This is a genomic window from Candidatus Omnitrophota bacterium, assembly GCA_016209275.1.
In the GTDB taxonomy this organism is placed as follows: Bacteria; Omnitrophota; Gorgyraeia; order Aquiviventales; family Aquiviventaceae; genus JACQWM01.
On sequence record JACQWM010000001.1, the window covers coordinates 1 to 17,757 of the forward strand.

Sequence of the window (17,757 nt, forward strand, 5' to 3'; positions counted from 1 at the left end):
TCGCGATCCCCGCTATATCGCCAAGAAAGCCGAAGCGTATCTCACGAAGACCGGCATCGGCGATGTGAGCTACTGGGGGCCGGAGCCGGAGTTTTTCATCTTCGATGACATCCGTTTTGATTCGACGGAGAATTCAGCCTACTACTACATCGACTCCATCGAAGGGGAGTGGAACTCCGGCAAGGATGAGAAGCCGAACCTCGGGTACAAACCCCGGTTTAAGGAAGGCTACTTCCCGGTGCCGCCGCACGATGCGCTGCAGGGCATCCGCAGCCAGATCATGAATAAAGCGCGGGCGGCCGGCGTGCCCGTCGAGAAACACCACCACGAGGTGGCCACGGCAGGCCAGTGCGAGATCGACATGCGCTACGCCTCACTGACAAAAATGGCCGACCATCTGATGATGCTCAAGTACATCATCAAGAATGTCGCCCACGCGAACAACAGAGTGGCGACCTTCATGCCCAAGCCGCTCTTCGGCGACAACGGCTCCGGCATGCACACCCACCAGAGCATCACCAAATCCGGCACGAATACGTTCTTCGACAAGAACGGATATGCCAAGATCAGCCAGATGTGCAAGTGGTACATCGGCGGTTTGATCAAGCACGCGCCGGCGATTCTCGCCTTCGCCGCCCCGACGACCAACTCGTATAAGCGGCTCGTCCCTGGCTACGAGGCGCCAGTCAACTTGGCGTATTCGGCGCGTAACCGCTCGGCGATCTGCCGCATCCCGGTCTACGTGGACTACCCCAAGAGCAAGCGGGTGGAGTTCCGCGCACCGGATCCAGCCTGCAACCCGTACATCTCGTTTGCCGCGATGCTCATGGCCGGGTTGGACGGGATTCAGAACCGGATCGATCCGGGCAAGCCGGTGGATGAGAATATTTATGAAATGGCATCCGACCGAGCCCCCAAACAGGTGCCTGGCTCGCTCGGCGAGTCGCTCGATGCCCTGGAGAAGGACCACGACTTCCTCGTGAAGGGCGGGGTCTTCACCAAGGATGTCATCGAGGTGTGGCTCGAGTACAAGCGGCTGGAGATCGACAAGGTCCGCTTGCGGCCGCATCCGTATGAGTTCTACCTGTACTTCGACGCCTAAAACCGCAGATTGGCGAAGCAAAGGCGATATCAGATATCGAATTCGATATCTGATATCGCCTTGTGCCTTCAGAGATGACGCTCTTGGTCATTCAGCATGTGCCGCATGAGCGGCTGGGGACGTTTGAACCGATATTCATGCAGAGCGGCTTGACGATTCGCACGCTCAACGCGGCTGATACACAAGCCATATGGCCGAAACCCGACGACGCAAACGGCATCGTGTCCATGGGTGGGCCGCAGAGCGTGTATGAGCAGAGGAAGTACCCGTGGATCAAGAAGGAGTTGGCGTTTTTAGAAGAGGCCATCGCCGCAAAACGGCCGATCCTCGGCGTGTGCCTGGGCGCGCAGATGCTGGCGGCCGCGTTGGGGGCGAAGGTGACCAAGAATCCGCAGAAGGAAATCGGCTGGTATCCCTTGATGCGCGAGCCCGGAGCTGACGGCGATCCGATGTGGGACATCTTCGGCCAAACCGAGACCGTCTTCCAATGGCACGGCGATACGTTTGCGCTGCCCAAGGGCGCGGTGCAGTTGGCGAGCTCGCCGCTGTGCGCTCAGCAGGCCTTTCGCTACGGCGACAACGCCTACGGCGTGCAGTTTCACGTCGAAGTCACCGAAGCGATCATCCGCGCGTGGATGCGCGTCCCAGGCAATCGCGCAGAACTCGCGTCCCTGCGAGGGACGATTGATCCCATGACGATCCGTCGACAATCGCCGCAGCACATCAATCGACTTCAAGTGCTCGGCCACCATGTTGCGACGACATTTGCACACCATGCCCGCAGCCATTAAGCGCCTCTTACGCAAAGACAAGCAGTACGTGCTCCGGCTCGCCAAAGAGCACGACGTGCGCTTCATCCGCCTGTGGTTCACCGATATCCTCGGGATGCTCAAGAGCTTCGCCATCACCATCGATGAGCTGGAGAAAGCTCTGGAAGAGGGCATGGGGTTCGATGGCTCTTCCATCGAAGGCTTCGCGCGCATCGATGAGTCGGACATGCTCGCCCTCCCCGATCCGAACACCTTCTGCATTCTGCCGTGGCGGCCCAAGGAAAACGCTGTGGCGAGAATGTTCTGCGATGTGACCTATCCTGGCGGGAAATTGTTTGAAGGCGATCCGCGCTCTGTGCTCAAGCGCAACCTGGCTCACGCGAGCAAACTGGGCCTGACCTTTTACGTCGGCCCGGAGCTCGAGTTCTTCTTTTTCAAAAGCAGCGAGGCCCCAGTGCCCATTGATGTGGGGGGATACTTTGATCTGACCCCGCTGGATGCCGCCTCTGACATCCGCCGCGATATCATCTTGGCGATGGAAGAGATGGGGATCGGTGTGGAATATTCGCACCATGAGGCCGCACCTTCCCAGCACGAGATCGATTTCCGCTACACCGACGCGCTGACTATGGCGGACAACGTCATGACCTATCGGCTCGTCGTCAAGGAAATCGCCTTCAAGCATGGCGTCTACGCCAGTTTCATGCCCAAGCCGATGAGCGGCCATAACGGCTCCGGCATGCACGTGAATATGTCGCTGTTCCGCGGACCGCGCAACGCCTTTTTTGACGCGAATGACCGGATGCACCTCTCAAAAACCGCGAAGCAGTTCATGGCGGGGCTGCTGGCCCACGCGCCGGAGATGACGCTGGTCCTCAATCAATGGGTCAATTCGTACAAGCGGCTCGTCCCCGGGTTTGAGGCGCCGGTCTACGTGACGTGGGCGACGCGCAACCGCTCGGATCTGATTCGCATCCCGATGTACAAGCCGGGCAAAGAAGAGGCGGCCCGCATCGAGCTGCGCTCGCCGGATCCGGCCTGCAACCCGTATCTCGCCTTCAGCGTGATCCTGGCCGCCGGCCTTGAGGGCATTGGACAGAAGCTCAGCGCGCCGGAGCCGACGGAGGAAAACGTCTTCGCGCTCAGCGATGAGGAGCGGCAACGGCGGCGCATCGCGCAGCTGCCGAGCCACCTGGGTGCGGCCATCGAGCTGGCCCGCGGCAGCGCGCTGCTCAAGCGCGCGCTCGGGGAGCACGTGTATCATTCCTTCCTGCAGAACAAGCAAATCGAGTATAATCGATTTTGCGCGGCGCTCACCGATTACGAGCTCAAGACCTACTTTCCATTATTATGATTACGGTGATTTTCAAAAATGATTACAGTGATGAGGATCTGCGTAATCGCTGTAATCAGCAGTTGAAATCACTGTAATCATCCTCTCGATGGCCAATAAAGGGACAATCGACTTTTCGGAACCGCCCTCTTCCCGTGTCACCGTGGTGGACAAGGGCAGCCTCCACCGGGTCCTCGGCTCCGCCCAGCTCTTCTCCATCGGCTACGGCGATGTCGGCTCCTCCATCTACTACGCGCTCGGCGTCACCACGCTGTATGCGCTGGGCGCCACGCCCTTGGCGTTAGCCCTCGCGGGGTTCGTGTTCTTTTGCACCGTCCTGACCTATACCGAGCTCTCCGCCGCCATGCCGGAATCGGGCGGCTCCTGCAGCTTCGCGCGGCACGCGTTTAATGATCTCGTCTCGTTTATCGCCGGCTGGGCCTTGCTGCTCGACTACATCGTCACCATCGCCATTTCCGCCTATTCCATCGGGCCCTACCTGGCCAACGTGCCGGCCATCGCCCAATGGGTTCCGCTATTGGGTTCTCCGGTCGGCAACGTGTCGTTTACCCTCATCGTGCTGGGAATGCTCTTAGCCATCAATGTGCTCGGCATTAAAGAATCCACCCGCATTTCCTTGCTGCTGTGCGTCTTTGATATCGCCACGCAGCTGGCCATCATTACCTTCGGATTTATCTTTCTCATGGAAATCGCCCATCCCCAGCAGTTCCTCCACCATCTGCACCAATTGTGGGTCGGGATGCGCGTCGGGCTGCCGGATGCCGCCTGGTCGCCCACCTGGCCCCAGTTCTGGAAAGGGGTGGGGATGGCCATGGTGGCGTACATCGGTATTGAGTCCATCTCGCAACTGGCTGGCGAGGCGCGGAAGCCGTCGCGCACCGTCCCGCGCGCCATGCTCTCGACGATGGTCACGCTGCTCGTCCTCTACTTCGGGATTTCGTCCATCGCCCTGACCGCGCTCAGCCCGCAGGAGCTGACGACGCATTACCTGGAAGATCCCATTGCCGGCATCGCGGCGTCCATGCCGTTCGGCCGGCAGTACCTCGCCCCCTGGGTGGGGCTGCTCGGCGGCACCATTCTGTTCGTCGCCGCCAACGCAGGCTTGATCGGCGCCTCGCGCCTGACGTTTGCGATGAGCGAGCACTTTACCCTGCCGCGCATTTTCTACCGGCTGCATCCTCGCTTTCGCACGCCGTATGTTTCGCTGCTCGTCTTTACCGGGATCGCCGCCGCCATCGTCATGGTGGCGAAGAACCTCACGCACATCGCGGATTTGTACAACTTCGGCGCGATGCTCTCGTTTGCCTTGGCCCACCTGTCGCTGCTGGGGTTGCGGATCCGCCAGCCGGCCTTGGAGCGGCCGTTTAAGATTCGATGGGCGCTGCGGTTCGGCGCGATTGAGCTGCCGTGGACCGCCGTGCTGGGATTATTGGGCACGATGGCGGTGTGGGTTGATGTGATTCTGACGAAACCGGCGGGGCGGAATCTCGGCTTCTTATGGTTGGGAGTTGGGCTCACCTGCTACTTTGTGTATCGGCACCAGCAGCGGCTGCCGGCCGCGGGCCACGTGGAGATTGAGCGCCTGAAAATGCCCGATTATCAGCCGGTGAAGGTGAAGCGCCTCCTCGTGCCGACGACGAGCGCGCAAGCCAACGACGCGGTGCAGTTTGCCGCGAAGATCGCCAAGATGCACGGGGCCACCCTCACCGCGCTGCACGTCATTGAGATTCCCCCCTCGCTGCCGCTCGACACCTTTTTCCCTGAAAAACTCGCCGTCGCCGACTCGATTGTCGAGCAAGCGCAGGCGATCGGACGGGAGTTTGAGGTGCCGATTGAGGCGCAGGTCAAGCAAGCGCGCCTGGCCGGGGAGGCGATTGTGGAGTTTGCGCTCGAGGGCGCCTACGATCTGATTATCTTGTGGGCCAAGCCGCGTCAAGCCGCCCCGGGAATTTCCTGGCTTGGCTCGACGGTGGAGCACGTCATCCGCAATGCGCCCGGCCGGGTATGGATCATGACCGCGAAGCCGAGCGGAGCATTTCCGTCACTGCCAGCGCGGCCCTCGTAACCGCGCCTGGCGGGCCGAGCGTCCGCGCGACCTCTCGCAGGGACTGCCGCATCGCTGCGCACCGCTCCTCATCCCGCAAGAGCTCCACGACGCGCGAGGCAAGGCCCCTCGGCGTGGCGCGGCACTGAATCAATTCCGGCACGATCGGCCGGCCCGCGACCACATTCACCAAGCCGATGGACGGCACGCGGAGCACGAGACGCGCGGCCGCATACGTCGGCCATGAGGCGCGATACACCACCACCATTGGCACGTCGCCGAGCGCCGTTTCAAGGGTGGCGGTGCCTGAGGCGACGACGGCCGCCTCCATCACCTGCAGCGCATCGGCGAGCGCTCCCTCCGCGAGGCGCACCTCGCACTGTGCTGCGCGCACGGCGCGGTCCATGGCGCTGCGCGGCAGCCCGGGCGCTTTGACGATCAGAAATTGCAATCCCGGCATGTGCGCGGTCATGCGGTGAGCTGCCGCCAGCATGAGGGGCAGGTGCCGGCGCACTTCGTCCTCGCGGGACCCGGGCAGCAAGCCCACCGTCCGCCGCCAGGGGTTGAGCCGATACCGCGCCAGCGCGGCGTCTTTCGTCAGCGAGGGCCGCGCATGCTCAACGAGCGGATGCCCCACCCACGTGACCGCCACCCCGACCTGCTCGTACAGCGTTTTTTCAAAGGGCAGGAAGACCACCATCCGATCGACGTAGCGCTGGACATACCGCAGCCGCCAGCGCCCCCAGGCCCAAAGCTGCGGGCTGATGTAATAGAGCACCGCAACACCGTGGCGTTTCGCGAGGGGTGCGATGACCGGCAGGTTGAAGTCGCCGAAGTCGACGAGAATCACAAGGTCAGGACGCTGGGTGCGCAGGCGCGCTTCAAACAGCCGTTTGGCGCGGAGAAACCGCCCCAGGTGCCTGGCGGCGTCAAACGGGCCGATCGAGGCCGTTTGGGTCAGCTCATCCAGCAGCACAGCGCCGGCGCGCTGCATGGCCGGTCCGCCGAGCGCGGCAAACGTCAGCGTCGGATCTTGACGCTTCAGCGCCTCGATCAAGCGGGCGGCATGCGCATCGCCGGATGGATCGCCGGCGACGAGAAGGATTGAGGACATCTTAGGGAAGAGCGACCCATGACGCATGACCCATGACCCATGACCGCTGTTTGTCTCGAGGATTGAGTGCTGTTGTCATGTGTCGTGGGTCATGTGTCGTGGGTCACGGTTTCGAGAACGGCGCATGGCGTGCTCAATCCGAAGCGCCAGAGCGAGTGCGGCGCGTCCATCCTCGCCGGACACCAGCGGAGGCTGCTTGGTCGTTACGGCCCGGATGAAGGACGCCAGCTCATCCTGCAGCGGGGGCCGCTGGTTCACCGGCAAGTTGACGCGCTCAATGGCCTGGTCGCCTTTGCGGGCCTGCCTCGCCGTCAGGCGGGCCAGCTCAACCGTTTGCGCTTTGTAATCAATGGAGAGGTAGCTGTCCTCCTGAAAAACGCGGATGCGGCGCATCGTCTCGTCGCTGATGCGGCTGGCGGTCAGATTCGCGGTGCAGCCGGAGCGGAAGGTGACCCGCGCATTGGCGATATCCTCGCTGGCGGAGAGCACGGACACGCCGACCGCATCGATGCGGGCGATCGGCGGCTCCACCACCAGCAGGAGCAAATCCAGATCGTGGATCATCACATCCAGGATGACGCTGACATCGGTACCGCGGAAGGGATAGGGGGACAGCCGGTGCACTTCGATGAATCGCGGGCGGGTGAGATGCGAGAGGGCGGTGCTAATCGCGGCGTTAAACCGCTCCACATGCCCGATCTGGAGCGCGCAACGGTGCGCTGCGGCCGCGCGGATGAGGCGGTCGGCGTCGTTGAGGGTCGTGGCGATCGGTTTCTCAATCAACAGGTGGATGCCGGAGGCCAACAGCGGCTGGCCCAGTTGGGCATGGAGACTGGTGGGGACGGCGAGACTGGCCGCATCAATGCGGCCGAGGAGCTGGCGGAAATCTGTAACTGATTCGCAGCGAAGGCGTTGCGACAGCGCGTTCGCCCGCGCGGCATCAAGATCACAGACGGCCACCAGTTGAACACCCGGCATGCCCGCATAAATCTCGGCATGCCGGCTGCCCAAATGGCCAACACCGATAACCGCAACTCTCACAGGGGATGTCATAGGGGAGTGATTGAGTGTAACAGAACCCCTTGCTCGACGTCAACAGGTAGGCTATAATAGCCTGCTTATGTCTACCTATCTCAAGCTGTTACGCTATTTGCGCCCTCACCTGGGCACCTTCGGGCTGGCCGTGGTCTGTATGGCGGTCTGCACCTTCCTGGGCATCATCCAATTAAGCGCGCTGATCCCGCTTGCCGACCGCATTATCACGCACAACGTGATCCCAACACCATTGTGGCTGCCGCTGTGGCTCGCCAACCTTGTGAATTGGTTCAATCACACGTCTCCCGCGACACTGCTGATCTACTCCACCATCGCCATCCCGGTCCTCTTCATCATCAAGGGGGTGGTGGAGTTTTGGCAGACGTTTTACATGTTTGACGCCTCCCAACGGGTGGCTCGAGATCTTCGGCAGGCCCTGTTTGATCGCTATGTGACGCTGTCCCTGGATTTCCACTACAAATCCTCGACCGGCAAAACCATGTCGAGGATTCTCTACGATACCAGCATCGTGCAAAACGCGCTGACCGAAGGGCTCACCGACCTGATCTTCCAAACCTTCCAGCTGCTGGGGGCCTTAGCCCTTGCCCTCGCGATTAACTGGAAACTCTCGCTCATCATCGCGGTCATCGTGCCGTTGATTGCGTTTCCGGTCAATCGCATCGGCCGCTTCCTCAAGAAGCTCTCGCAGCAAAGCCAGCTCGTCATGGGGCAGCTCAACTCCACGATCTTAGAGTCGATCTCCGGGATTCAGGTGATCCAGGCCTTCCGGGTGGAGTCGCAAGCCAAGGCGAAGTTCGCCGACGTCAACCGCCGCTCCTATGTCGTCAACCGGAAGATTCAGAAGCGGATCACGGCCCTGGCACCCCTGACGGAAATCGTCGGGTCGGTGGCCGCCGCGTTCATCTTCTATTACGGCGTGCATGCCGTGCTGGATGGGCGGATGACCTTCGGAACCTTCGTGGCGTTTTTGGGCGCGATGCTCTCCTGCTTTCGGCCGCTGAAACGCCTCTCCAAACTGCACGGGACTTATCAGCAAGCGCTCGCCTCAGCCGAGCGGGTCTTCGACGTCTTGGAGACGGCCCCGACGGTCATTGAGCACGCGAAGGCGCGCGTGCTGCCGCCATTTCATCGCGAGATCATCTACGAGCATGTGTCATTTCACTATGACGGCCAGCCCGCGCTACGCAACGTCTCCCTGACGATTGCGGCGGGGGAGACGATCGCCTTGGTGGGTCCCAGCGGCGGGGGCAAAAGCACGCTGGTCAATCTGCTGCCGCGGTTCTATGATCCGACGGCGGGACGCGTCAAAATCGACGGCATTGATGTCAAGCATGTCACCCTGGCGTCGCTGCGAGCGCACATCGGCCTGGTGACGCAGGAAACCTTTTTGTTCAACGAGAGCGTGCGCGCCAATATCGCCTTAGCGCGCCCCGCCGCGGAGCTGCCCGACATTGTCGAGGCGGCCAAGGTGGCCAACGCCCACGAGTTCATCAGCAAGCTGCCGAAGGGCTATGACACGATCATCGGCGAGCGCGGGCACCTGCTCTCCGGCGGAGAGCGCCAGCGCCTGGCGATCGCCAGAGCCCTGCTGACGGACCCCCCCATTTTGATTTTTGACGAGGCCACCAGCCAGCTCGATGCCCAGTCGGAGCACCTGATCACCGAGGCCATCGAGCGGGTGAGGAAGAATCGCACGGTCATTGTGATTGCGCATCGGTTGTCGACGGTCCGGCTCGCCCACCGGCTCGTCTTGATCCAGGAAGGGCGCATTGTGGAGTCTGGCAGTCACGACGAGCTTCTGCAGAAGAGTCTGCTCTACCGCAGATTCTGTGAGCTGCAGCTCATTCACGCAGAGCCGTCGTCGGACGACAAGGAGTCGTGAGCATGGCGAGCGCGTTGGTTCGGCAGTTGCTGGATGCGGGAGTGCATTTCGGCCATCAAACGAAGCGCTGGAATCCGAAGATGAAACGGTTCATCTTCGGCCGGCGCGCGGGGATTTACATCATTGATCTTGAGAAAACCGAGCAGTGCCTGGCGGCGGCCTTGCAGTGCGTGGAGGAGCTCGCCGCCAAGGGGCAGCTCGTGCTCTTTGTCGGCACCAAAAAGCAAGCCAAGCCGATCTTGGAAGAGCAGGCGGCGCGCTGCGGGATGCCGTACGTCACGAATCGCTGGCTCGGCGGCACCCTCACCAATTTCCAGACGATTAAGGTGAATATCGAGCGGATGCGCACACTGCGCCAGCAGAAGGCCGACGGGTTCTTTGAGCGGATCATCAAGAAGGACGCCAAGCGGCTCGGCCACCAGCTCGAGCGGTTGGAGGAGCATTTCTCCGGGCTCGCCGAGATGCTCAAGACGCCCGGAGGGCTCTTCGTCGTCGACACGAAGCGGGAAGAGATTGCGGTGCGCGAGGCGAATCGGCTCAACATCCCGGTGATCGCCATCTGCGACACGAATACCGACCCTGATCTGATCAGCTATCCGATCCCAGGCAACGACGATGCCATCCGCTCCGTGCGGCTGATGGTCTCGCTGGTGGCCGACGCGATTGCCACCGGCTGGCGGCGCCACCTCGAAACCGTGCAGCAAGCGGCCGAAGTTGAGCGCCAGGCCGCGGCGGAATCGGCAGCGGCTGAGGAGCCGGCGGCCGCCGTCGCTCCGGCAGCGCCCGCCGCCGCCAAGCCCGCCGCCGAGGACAAGGATGCTCCCCCCCATGGCCGCGCATAAAGTCAGCTTGGACGCCATTAAGGCGTTGCGGGAGAAGACGGGCGCCGCCGTCTCCGACGTCCGCAAGGCCTTAGAGTCCGCCGGCGGCAATGAGGCGAAGGCGATGGAGTATTTGAAGCGGCAGAGCGCGGCGATGGCTGAGAAACGCGAGGGCCGCGCCACCGGCCAGGGCCGCGTGGAATCCTACGTGCACCACAACGGCCGGCTGGCCGCGCTCGCCGAAGTCAATTGCGAAACGGATTTCGTCGCCCGCACCGAGGATTTCATCCAGTTCTGCCGCCACGTCGCCCTGCAAGTGGCGGCGATGAATCCGCGCTTCGTCAGGGCGGAGGAGGCCCCCGCCGGCGCGACGCTGAGCCCTGAAGAGCAGAAAGAGCAGTGCCTGCTGGAGCAGGCGTTCATCAAAGATCCGAGTGTCACGATGAAGGAGCTGCTGAAACAGCTCATCGGCAAGACCGGCGAGAATGTGGTGATCCGGCGGTTCGTTCGATTTACCCTCGGGGAGTAACCCACATGCGGAGTGCGGAGTTAAAAACGCGAGCAACACCACCCACGGCGTCATCAACAACGCCGAAGTACAAACGCATTGTGTTGAAACTCAGCGGCGAAGCCCTGCAAGGCTCGCTGGGGTTCGGGATCGATCCCGCGGTCCTCAAGAATCTCGCCGGACAGATCAAGGACATCAGAGATCTCGGGGTGCAGATCACCGTGGTCGTCGGAGGCGGCAACATTTTCCGCGGCATGGACACCGCCTCCAGCACCGGCATGGAGCGCGCCACCGCCGATTACATGGGGATGCTGGCCACCATCATTAATGGGCTCGCCCTCCAGGATGTGCTGGAGCGCGCTGGGGTCGCCACGCGAGTGCAAACCGCCATTGAGGTGGCGAAAGTGGCTGAGCCGTACATCCGGCGGCGCGCCATTCGGCACCTGGAGAAGGGCCGCGTGGTGATTTTCGTCGGGGGGACGGGCAATCCGTTTTTCACGACGGACACCACGGCGGCGTTGCGCGCGATGGAAATCGGCGCGGAGGTGGTGCTCAAAGCCACCAACGTCGATGGCGTCTACACCGATGACCCGCGCAAGAACCGCCAGGCGAAGAAATTTACGACGCTCAGCTTCTTTGACGTCCTCAAGAAGCGGCTCCAGGTGATGGATGCCACCGCCGTCAGCCTCTGCATGGACGGCAAGATTCCCATCATCGTCTTTAATCTGCACCGGGTCGGCAACATCCGGCGGGCGGTCTGCGGCGAGCCCGTCGGCACCCGTGTCGTCAATACAAAGTAAGAGGAGGGTTTCGCCATGGCGACGGTCGTGACTACGCAAACGCTCTTCAAAGAGATCGAAGATAAAATGAAAAAGGCGCTGGCGACCCTCACGCGAGAATTCAGCGAGATCCGCGGCGGACGCGCGACCCCAGCACTCGTGGAGCACATCACCGTCGAGTATTACGGCACACCCACGCCGTTGAAGCAGTTGGCGGCGATCACGGCCCCGGAGCCGAGCCTGCTCGTCATTCAGCCGTGGGATGCCAAGGCGGTTCAGGATATCGAGAAGGCGATTCTCAAGGCGTCGCTGGGGATCAATCCGGTGGTGGAGGGCAAGCTCGTGCGGCTGCCGATTCCGCCGCTGACCGGAGAGCGGCGCGAAGAGCTGACGAAAGTGGTGCACCGGATGGCCGAGGAAGGTCGAGTCAACATCCGCACCATCCGCCGCGACGCCAACGAGACGGTGAAGAAGCTCAAGACCGACAAGCAGATCAGCGAAGATGAGTCCTTCAAGGCGCAAGATCACGTCCAAAAGCTGACGGATAAGTATATCGCCAGCCTCGATCAACTCGTGAAATCCAAAGAGCAGGAGTTGCACAGCGTTTGAGCTGGTCATTGCTCAGCCACGTCGTGCAGCTCGCAAAAGCGCCCGAAGTCCCTCGGGCGCTTTTGTTATAATGATGGCACAAACCACGACGTGATTACACAGATTATGAAACGCGATTACACCGATTAGGACGTCGTAATCTGTGTAATCATCTCTTAATAATCTGTGTAATCACCGTTGTTCTTTGACTAATTCGGGCCGCTAGCTCATCAGGCAGAGCAACAGCCTTCAGTCGAGGGCCACGGCCAGGTAACTGGTCGGCGTCAATCCCGTAACTTGCGGGGAAGTCTGTGTATCCCACGGTACCTAAAAGGTTATAAGCCAAGGGTGCAGATAATCCGCAGCCAAGCCCCACCCGCCGCAGAAAATTGAGCGGGAAGCGGGGAAGGTTCAACGACTATAATCGGGACCCCCGGCGCAGCACTTTGCAAATCGTCGGGGGATGGGATAGTCTGATCTGCATGGCGACATGCAGCTAACACACATGTTTAAGCTGTGGGTGCTGGGTTCGAGTCCCAGGCGGCCCATTTTGCATCCGCGCTGGCGGATGCAAAATGATCCCGTAGCCGGCCGGGATCCGGAAGGCCGGCGGAGGGACCACCAAGAGTTAGAAAATGACTTGGTACCTCTACATCCTCCAATGCCAAGACGCCTCGCTCTATACGGGGATTACCCTGAATGTTGAGCAGCGTCTGGCACACCATGCCGCCGGCAGAGGATCCCAGTACGTGCGAAGCCATGGGTTGGCCAAGCTGGCACACCTGGAGCGCCACAAGACAAAATCGGCCGCCCTGCGTCGAGAGCTCAAAATCAAATCCTGGCCGCGTCGAAAGAAGCTGGCCCTCATCAACGGCCATTCCTGATGGCCGAGAAGGGTTATACGTTCTTCGACCACACCGCCGACGTCGGCATCGCGGCGGAAGGGGCCACCCTGGCGGAGTTGTGCATCCATTTGGCGCAAGGCCTGATCGAATTGCTCATTGAGGATAGCGAGCTATCGCCGCGCACGGCGAGGCCGGTGGCCTTGAAGGCGCAAGACGCCCCATCGCTCGTGCTGGCATGGCTACAAGAGATCCTGTATTGGTTCTCGGTCGATCGATTCGTGCCGGCGGCGTATGAGTTGGCCGAGGTCACACCGACAACGCTGCGCGGCACGGTCCGCGGCGATATCTTTGATCAAGCCCGGCATGTGCAAGGCCGCGAAGTGAAAGCCATCACACGGCACCACTTGGAAGTGAAAGAGGTCACTGGCCGCTGGTTCGGCCGCGTCATCGTCGATATTTAAGGCGATATCAGATATGAAAGGGCCCTTTCATATCTGATATCGAATTGAGAGATGTCGGTTGCAGAGCGGACGTGGACAGGACAGCTGGAAAAAATTGACGACTACCGTTGGCGCATCCCGACGTCATACGCGTGCGGCATGCGCGTGCCGGGCCTGATTTTTTCCGATGAACATCTGCTCGGGGATATCACGACGGATCAGTCGCTGCAGCAAGTGGCCAACGTTGCCCACTTACCCGGCATCGTCAAAGCCTCGATGGCCATGCCGGATATCCACTGGGGCTATGGCTTCCCAATAGGCGGTGTCGCAGCGGTGGATGCGAAAGAAGGCGTGATTTCCCCCGGCGGGGTCGGCTACGACATTAATTGCGGCGTCAGACTCATGCGCACGGACCTCACGGTCGAAGAGGTGCAGCCGAAGATCCGGCCGCTGGTCGCCGCCTTGTTCCGCGATATCCCCTGCGGGGTAGGGATGCGCGGGGAGATTCGCGTCAGCAAGAAGGATGCGGATCGCGTCATGACGCAAGGCTCGCGGTGGATGATCGGCCAGGGCTACGGCGTGAAAGACGATGTCGAGCATACGGAGTCGCGCGGCTGTCTTGAGGGCGCGGATCCCTCGGCGGTGTCGGATCGGGCCTTTCAGCGCGGCGCTGATCAGCTCGGCACGCTCGGCTCCGGCAATCATTTTCTCGAGGTGCAGGCGGTTGAGACGGTGTACGATGAGCCGGCGGCCAATGTCATGGGTCTTGCGCAAGGCCAAGTGGCCGTCATGATCCACTCCGGCTCGCGGGGCTTCGGCTACCAAATCTGCGATGATTATCTCGACGTCACCGAAACGGCGATGGCGAAATACGGCATCTCGGTGCCGGATCGGCAATTGGCGTGCGCGCCTCTCGCGTCGGAAGAAGGTCAACGGTATCTCGCGGCCATGCGGTGTGCTGCCAACTATGCCTGGTCGAATCGGCAATGTTTGATGCAGTTGGCGCGACACGTCTTCGAGCGCGTCTTCGGCAAGAGCTGGGAGTCGCTTGGGATGCGCTTGGTCTACGATGTCGCGCATAACATCGCCAAGTTTGAGACCCACAGCATCGACGGCACACAGCGGCTGGTGTGCGTGCACCGCAAAGGAGCCACCAGGGCGTTTCCGCCGGGACATCCTGAGACGCCAGAGGCCTATCGGGCGATCGGCCAGCCGGTGATCATCCCCGGCGACATGGGCCGCAACTCCTATGTGCTCGTCGGAACCCAGCAGGCCATGGAGGAGAGCTTCGGCAGTTGCTGCCATGGGGCGGGGCGCGTGATGTCGCGCACCCAGGCGGTCAAGCAAGCCGCCGGACGCTCGATTGAGCAAGAGCTTGAGAAGCAAGGGGTGATCGTGATGGGCCGCGGCCGAAAAGGTGTTGCTGAAGAGCAGCCGGCGGCTTATAAAGATGTGAATGACGTGGTGCGCGTCGTCCATAACGCCGGGTTAGCGAAACGCGTCGTGCGGCTGCGGCCGCTGGGAGTGATTAAAGGATAAATGAGCACGCAGCGATGTTGGATTTAAAACTCCTGCGAGACAACCCAGAGATCGTGCGGGAGGCGCTGAAGAAGCGCGGCACGCAGATTTCTCTTGAGCCGCTGCTGGCGAAGGAGCAGCAGCGGCGGGAGTTGATCGCGCGCATCGAGCAGCAGCGGCGCGATCAAAAAGCGGCCTCGGAAGTCTTTGCGAAAACAAAAGGCCACGGTCCGGTGACGGCCCCGACACATTTGAAAGCGCTCTCCGAAGAGATGAAACGGTTGGAACAGCAGCGTGGAGAGGTGGAGGGCGCGTTGCTGGCCGAGGTGGCCTACCTCCCGAACATTCCGCATGCGTCGGTGCCGGTGGGGGATGCGACGAAGCATCAGGTGGTGAGAACGCACGGGCAGCCGCCCGCGTTGTCATCGCCCAAGACGCATATGGCGCTGGGCGAATCGCTCGGACTCATCGATTTGGCGCGTGCAGCGAAGATCGCCGGCTCGCACTTTCCGCTGTTGACCGGCCAGGGGGCGCGGCTTGAGCGCGCGCTCATCAACTGGATGCTCGATGTGCAGACGAAGGAGCACGGCTACACGGAAGTCGCACCCCCCTATCTCGTCAACCGCCCGTCGATGTTTTCGACCGGGCAGCTGCCGAAGTTTGAAGAGGATATGTACCGGCTGCGGGATGATGATCTGTTTCTGATTCCGACGGCTGAGGTGCCTCTGACGAATCTCCACCGCGAGGAAATTCTTGAGGAAGCCCAGCTGCCGCTTCGCTACGCGGCGTACAGTGCGTGTTTCCGACGGGAAGCCGGCTCCTACGGCAAAGAGACGAAGGGCATGGTGCGAGTCCATCAGTTCGATAAAGTGGAGCTGGTGAAATTCGTGCGACCGGACACCTCGTACGATGAATTGGAGGCGCTGCTCAAGAATGCCGAGACCATCCTGCAGCGGCTGGGGTTGCATTACCGGGTGGTCTGTTTGGCCGCCGGCGATCTGAGTTTTGCCGCGGCGAAGTGCTACGATCTGGAAGCCTGGGCGCCTGGGCTGAACCAGTATCTCGAAGTGTCGAGTTGCAGCAATTTCGAGGCGTTTCAGGCGCGCCGGGCGAATATCCGATACCGCGAGACCGGGAGCAAAAAGGTGAATTTCGTCCATACCTTGAATGGCTCTGGTGTTGCGCTAGCGCGGACGCTGATCTGTCTGCTGGAGACGCATCAGCGTCCGGATGGTCATGTGGCGATCCCCGAACCGCTGCGAGGCTACATGGATGGACAAGCTACGCTCTAAAATTGCGGCATTCTTGGAGCGGTTCATCAAGGTGCTGGTGGGGGCCGTGGTGCTTCCGTTCGCCTTCAGCCTGGTGGGCGCGCTGCGGGATCATCTCCTGATTGACCTCCCAGGATCGAAAACCATGGTCTTGACGTGGATCGATTGGGGATTCATGACGTATGTGGGCATTCATATCTTGCTGTATCGGCCCGCGACGCTGTTCCGGATGAGCCACCAGCTGTTTTCCATCGTCGCCGTGTGGCTCTTTGGCGGCCAAGTCGCGAGTGTTGGGCAAGCCCCGCGGGGCGGGCGCATGAAAGGGGGCAAGGGCGCTGCGGAAGACGGCGGAGCCGAAGGCTCAACCTTGGTAGCCTTCAGCCCCTACGCCGTGCCCTTTGCGATGGTGCTGGTGTGCGTCGGGGGGTGGCTGATGGGGCGGTGGGTGGAGCACACCCTCACGGATGGCGCGGTCAGTTTCTTGATCGGCATGGCGATGTCCTTCCATTGGAGCAACACCGCGGATGCCCTGCAGCAGGAGCGGAAGCGCTGGTATCTTGAAACGTATTTGCTGGCGATCGGGCTGGTCTTTGTCACGACCATGCTCATCGGCTCGGCGTTTTTGCCGCTGGTGGTGCCGGACTTCTCGTTCATCAAGTGGCTCGATGACGCCTGGCATCGCACCGGCGATATTTACCTCACCACGATGAGCCAATTATTCGGCGTGTAAGTTTGGAGGAGTGGCAGAGCGGTCGAATGCGATGGTCTTGAAAACCATTGTCCACGCAAGTGGACCGTAGGTTCGAATCCTACCTCCTCCGTTCGGAGAGGTGTCTGAGCCCGGTTGAAGGAGCCGGTCCCGAAAACCGGTAGGGCCGCAAGGCCCTCGTGGGTTCGAATCCCACCCTCTCCGTTGATTTTTCCCGTCAAGGGAAAAAGCAACGGATGCCGCAGCGAGCGGAATGTCCCGACAAGGGACATCGCGAGCCTGCGGCGCCGCTCCACGAATGTTCTCTCGACGGAAAAGCGATGCACGCTGACCGATGAATGATTACAATGGAGGAATGCGAGAGTGGCTGAATCGGCACGCTTGGAAAGCGTGTAGCCATCCAAAAGGTGGCTCCTGGGTTCGAATCCCAGTTCCTCCGCAGTTCACGGGCGGTATCCTCTTGCCGATTTAGCGGGTCCCTCGCTGGTTGACGTGAAACTGTCCTGTGCTATAATTACAAACCTTTTCTTGGGCTTATCTTAAGCTCACACTATGGCAGATGCGACGACACGCCTCGAAGCAACGTTAATTCTCATCAAGCCGGACGGCTTGGCTAAGTCTTTAACGGGCAATATTTTAACGCGACTGTCCGAAGCCAAGTTAGAGATCGCAGCTGCGAAGTGTCTGCGCGTTTCACAAGAGCTGGCAGAGAACCACTACCAAGCGCTCCGCGACAAACCTTTTTTTGACGAGTTAATCGACTACATTATGGGCAAGCGCCACAGCCGGAAAAAAGTGCTGGCGATGGTTTATGCCGGCGATAAGGCCATTGAAAAGGTCCGTCAGCTTGCGGGGACGACGAATCCTGAGGAAGCCGATTCCATTTCGATCCGAGGGCAATATGGCCGGATCACGACAACCGGACTTTACGAAAACGTGATTCACGCTTCCTCGAA

Annotated in this window: 17 protein-coding genes and 3 tRNA genes; 18 read left to right on the forward strand and 2 right to left on the reverse strand. The window is 60.9% G+C overall.

The features are described 5' to 3' along the window. From glnA (HY737_00005) to HY737_00020, 4 genes are all read left to right on the forward strand, one after another. The coding region (glnA, locus tag HY737_00005; GenBank protein MBI4596770.1) for a type I glutamate--ammonia ligase at window positions 1–1,102 on the forward strand (1,102 nt) is incomplete at its 5' end. A 74-nt stretch (window positions 1,103–1,176) separates the two neighbouring features. Further along, window positions 1,177–1,893 (forward strand): gamma-glutamyl-gamma-aminobutyrate hydrolase family protein, encoded by a 717-nt coding sequence (locus tag HY737_00010; GenBank protein ID MBI4596771.1) that lies wholly within the window; start codon window positions 1,177–1,179, stop codon window positions 1,891–1,893. Continuing rightward, window positions 1,877–3,226, forward strand: a complete 1,350-nt coding sequence (gene glnA / locus HY737_00015) for a type I glutamate--ammonia ligase (protein ID MBI4596772.1) — start codon at window positions 1,877–1,879, stop codon at window positions 3,224–3,226. Before HY737_00010 ends, glnA (HY737_00015) begins: the two co-directional genes overlap by 17 nt. Window positions 3,227–3,314: 88 nt before the next feature. Then, window positions 3,315–5,291 carry an amino acid permease gene (locus HY737_00020; GenBank protein MBI4596773.1) on the forward strand — a complete coding sequence of 659 codons (1,977 nt, stop codon included), beginning with the start codon at window positions 3,315–3,317 and terminating at the stop codon, window positions 5,289–5,291. Here the strand turns inward: HY737_00020 and lpxB are convergent. Further along, window positions 5,236–6,384 carry a lipid-A-disaccharide synthase gene (gene lpxB / locus HY737_00025; protein MBI4596774.1) on the reverse strand — a complete coding sequence of 383 codons (1,149 nt, stop codon included), beginning with the start codon at window positions 6,382–6,384 and terminating at the stop codon, window positions 5,236–5,238. The genes HY737_00020 and lpxB overlap by 56 nt on opposite strands. Window positions 6,385–6,459: 75 nt before the next feature. Then, window positions 6,460–7,425 carry a Gfo/Idh/MocA family oxidoreductase gene (locus HY737_00030; GenBank protein ID MBI4596775.1) on the reverse strand — a complete coding sequence of 322 codons (966 nt, stop codon included), beginning with the start codon at window positions 7,423–7,425 and terminating at the stop codon, window positions 6,460–6,462. Window positions 7,426–7,504: 79 nt separating this feature from the next. Between HY737_00030 and HY737_00035 the strand changes: the two genes are divergently transcribed. The 14 genes from HY737_00035 to HY737_00100 all read left to right on the forward strand — a co-directional run. After that, a complete protein-coding gene (locus HY737_00035; GenBank protein MBI4596776.1) occupies window positions 7,505–9,322 on the forward strand; it encodes an ABC transporter ATP-binding protein in 1,818 nt (605 codons plus the stop codon). Between the two features lie 2 nt (window positions 9,323–9,324). Then, window positions 9,325–10,164: a 30S ribosomal protein S2 gene (rpsB, locus tag HY737_00040; protein ID MBI4596777.1), complete on the forward strand. Its 840-nt coding sequence runs from the start codon at window positions 9,325–9,327 to the stop codon at window positions 10,162–10,164. Continuing rightward, window positions 10,151–10,672, forward strand: coding sequence for an elongation factor Ts (locus HY737_00045; GenBank protein ID MBI4596778.1), 522 nt, complete (start codon window positions 10,151–10,153; stop codon window positions 10,670–10,672). The genes rpsB and HY737_00045 overlap by 14 nt, the downstream gene beginning before the upstream one ends. Window positions 10,673–10,677: 5 nt before the next feature. Further along, window positions 10,678–11,451 carry a UMP kinase gene (locus tag HY737_00050; GenBank protein MBI4596779.1) on the forward strand — a complete coding sequence of 258 codons (774 nt, stop codon included), beginning with the start codon at window positions 10,678–10,680 and terminating at the stop codon, window positions 11,449–11,451. 15 nt (window positions 11,452–11,466) lie between these two features. Further along, a complete protein-coding gene (frr, locus tag HY737_00055; GenBank protein ID MBI4596780.1) occupies window positions 11,467–12,039 on the forward strand; it encodes a ribosome recycling factor in 573 nt (190 codons plus the stop codon). Window positions 12,040–12,653: 614 nt separating this feature from the next. Beyond that, a complete protein-coding gene (locus HY737_00060) occupies window positions 12,654–12,902 on the forward strand; it encodes a GIY-YIG nuclease family protein (GenBank protein ID MBI4596781.1) in 249 nt (82 codons plus the stop codon). After that, on the forward strand, window positions 12,902–13,324 hold the full coding sequence (locus HY737_00065; protein MBI4596782.1) for an archease: 423 nt from the start codon (window positions 12,902–12,904) through the stop codon (window positions 13,322–13,324). Before HY737_00060 ends, HY737_00065 begins: the two co-directional genes overlap by 1 nt. Before the next feature lie 51 nt (window positions 13,325–13,375). Further along, window positions 13,376–14,842, forward strand: a complete 1,467-nt coding sequence (locus tag HY737_00070; protein MBI4596783.1) for an RtcB family protein — start codon at window positions 13,376–13,378, stop codon at window positions 14,840–14,842. A gap of 14 nt (window positions 14,843–14,856) precedes the next feature. Next, on the forward strand, window positions 14,857–16,113 hold the full coding sequence (gene serS, locus HY737_00075) for a serine--tRNA ligase (protein ID MBI4596784.1): 1,257 nt from the start codon (window positions 14,857–14,859) through the stop codon (window positions 16,111–16,113). Beyond that, window positions 16,094–16,822 carry a hypothetical protein gene (locus HY737_00080; GenBank protein ID MBI4596785.1) on the forward strand — a complete coding sequence of 243 codons (729 nt, stop codon included), beginning with the start codon at window positions 16,094–16,096 and terminating at the stop codon, window positions 16,820–16,822. Before serS ends, HY737_00080 begins: the two co-directional genes overlap by 20 nt. A 4-nt stretch (window positions 16,823–16,826) precedes the next feature. After that, window positions 16,827–16,913: transfer RNA gene (locus HY737_00085), tRNA-Ser, on the forward strand. A gap of 3 nt (window positions 16,914–16,916) precedes the next feature. Then, window positions 16,917–17,005, forward strand: a tRNA-Ser gene (locus HY737_00090). A gap of 145 nt (window positions 17,006–17,150) precedes the next feature. Then, window positions 17,151–17,240, forward strand: a tRNA-Ser gene (locus HY737_00095). Between the two features lie 113 nt (window positions 17,241–17,353). Next, the coding region (locus HY737_00100; GenBank protein MBI4596786.1) for a nucleoside-diphosphate kinase at window positions 17,354–17,757 on the forward strand (404 nt) is incomplete at its 3' end.

Coding starts and splice junctions, on each gene's coding strand:
- HY737_00010 (MBI4596771.1), top strand. CDS start 1,177: ATGACGCTCTTGGTCATTCAGCATGTGCCGCATGAGCGGCTGGGGACG.
- glnA (MBI4596772.1), top strand. CDS start 1,877: ATGCCCGCAGCCATTAAGCGCCTCTTACGCAAAGACAAGCAGTACGTG.
- HY737_00020 (MBI4596773.1), top strand. CDS start 3,315: ATGGCCAATAAAGGGACAATCGACTTTTCGGAACCGCCCTCTTCCCGT.
- lpxB (MBI4596774.1), bottom strand. CDS start 6,384: ATGTCCTCAATCCTTCTCGTCGCCGGCGATCCATCCGGCGATGCGCAT.
- HY737_00035 (MBI4596776.1), top strand. CDS start 7,505: ATGTCTACCTATCTCAAGCTGTTACGCTATTTGCGCCCTCACCTGGGC.
- rpsB (MBI4596777.1), top strand. CDS start 9,325: ATGGCGAGCGCGTTGGTTCGGCAGTTGCTGGATGCGGGAGTGCATTTC.
- HY737_00045 (MBI4596778.1), top strand. CDS start 10,151: ATGGCCGCGCATAAAGTCAGCTTGGACGCCATTAAGGCGTTGCGGGAG.
- HY737_00050 (MBI4596779.1), top strand. CDS start 10,678: ATGCGGAGTGCGGAGTTAAAAACGCGAGCAACACCACCCACGGCGTCA.
- frr (MBI4596780.1), top strand. CDS start 11,467: ATGGCGACGGTCGTGACTACGCAAACGCTCTTCAAAGAGATCGAAGAT.
- HY737_00060 (MBI4596781.1), top strand. CDS start 12,654: ATGACTTGGTACCTCTACATCCTCCAATGCCAAGACGCCTCGCTCTAT.
- HY737_00065 (MBI4596782.1), top strand. CDS start 12,902: ATGGCCGAGAAGGGTTATACGTTCTTCGACCACACCGCCGACGTCGGC.
- HY737_00070 (MBI4596783.1), top strand. CDS start 13,376: ATGTCGGTTGCAGAGCGGACGTGGACAGGACAGCTGGAAAAAATTGAC.
- serS (MBI4596784.1), top strand. CDS start 14,857: ATGTTGGATTTAAAACTCCTGCGAGACAACCCAGAGATCGTGCGGGAG.
- HY737_00080 (MBI4596785.1), top strand. CDS start 16,094: ATGGACAAGCTACGCTCTAAAATTGCGGCATTCTTGGAGCGGTTCATC.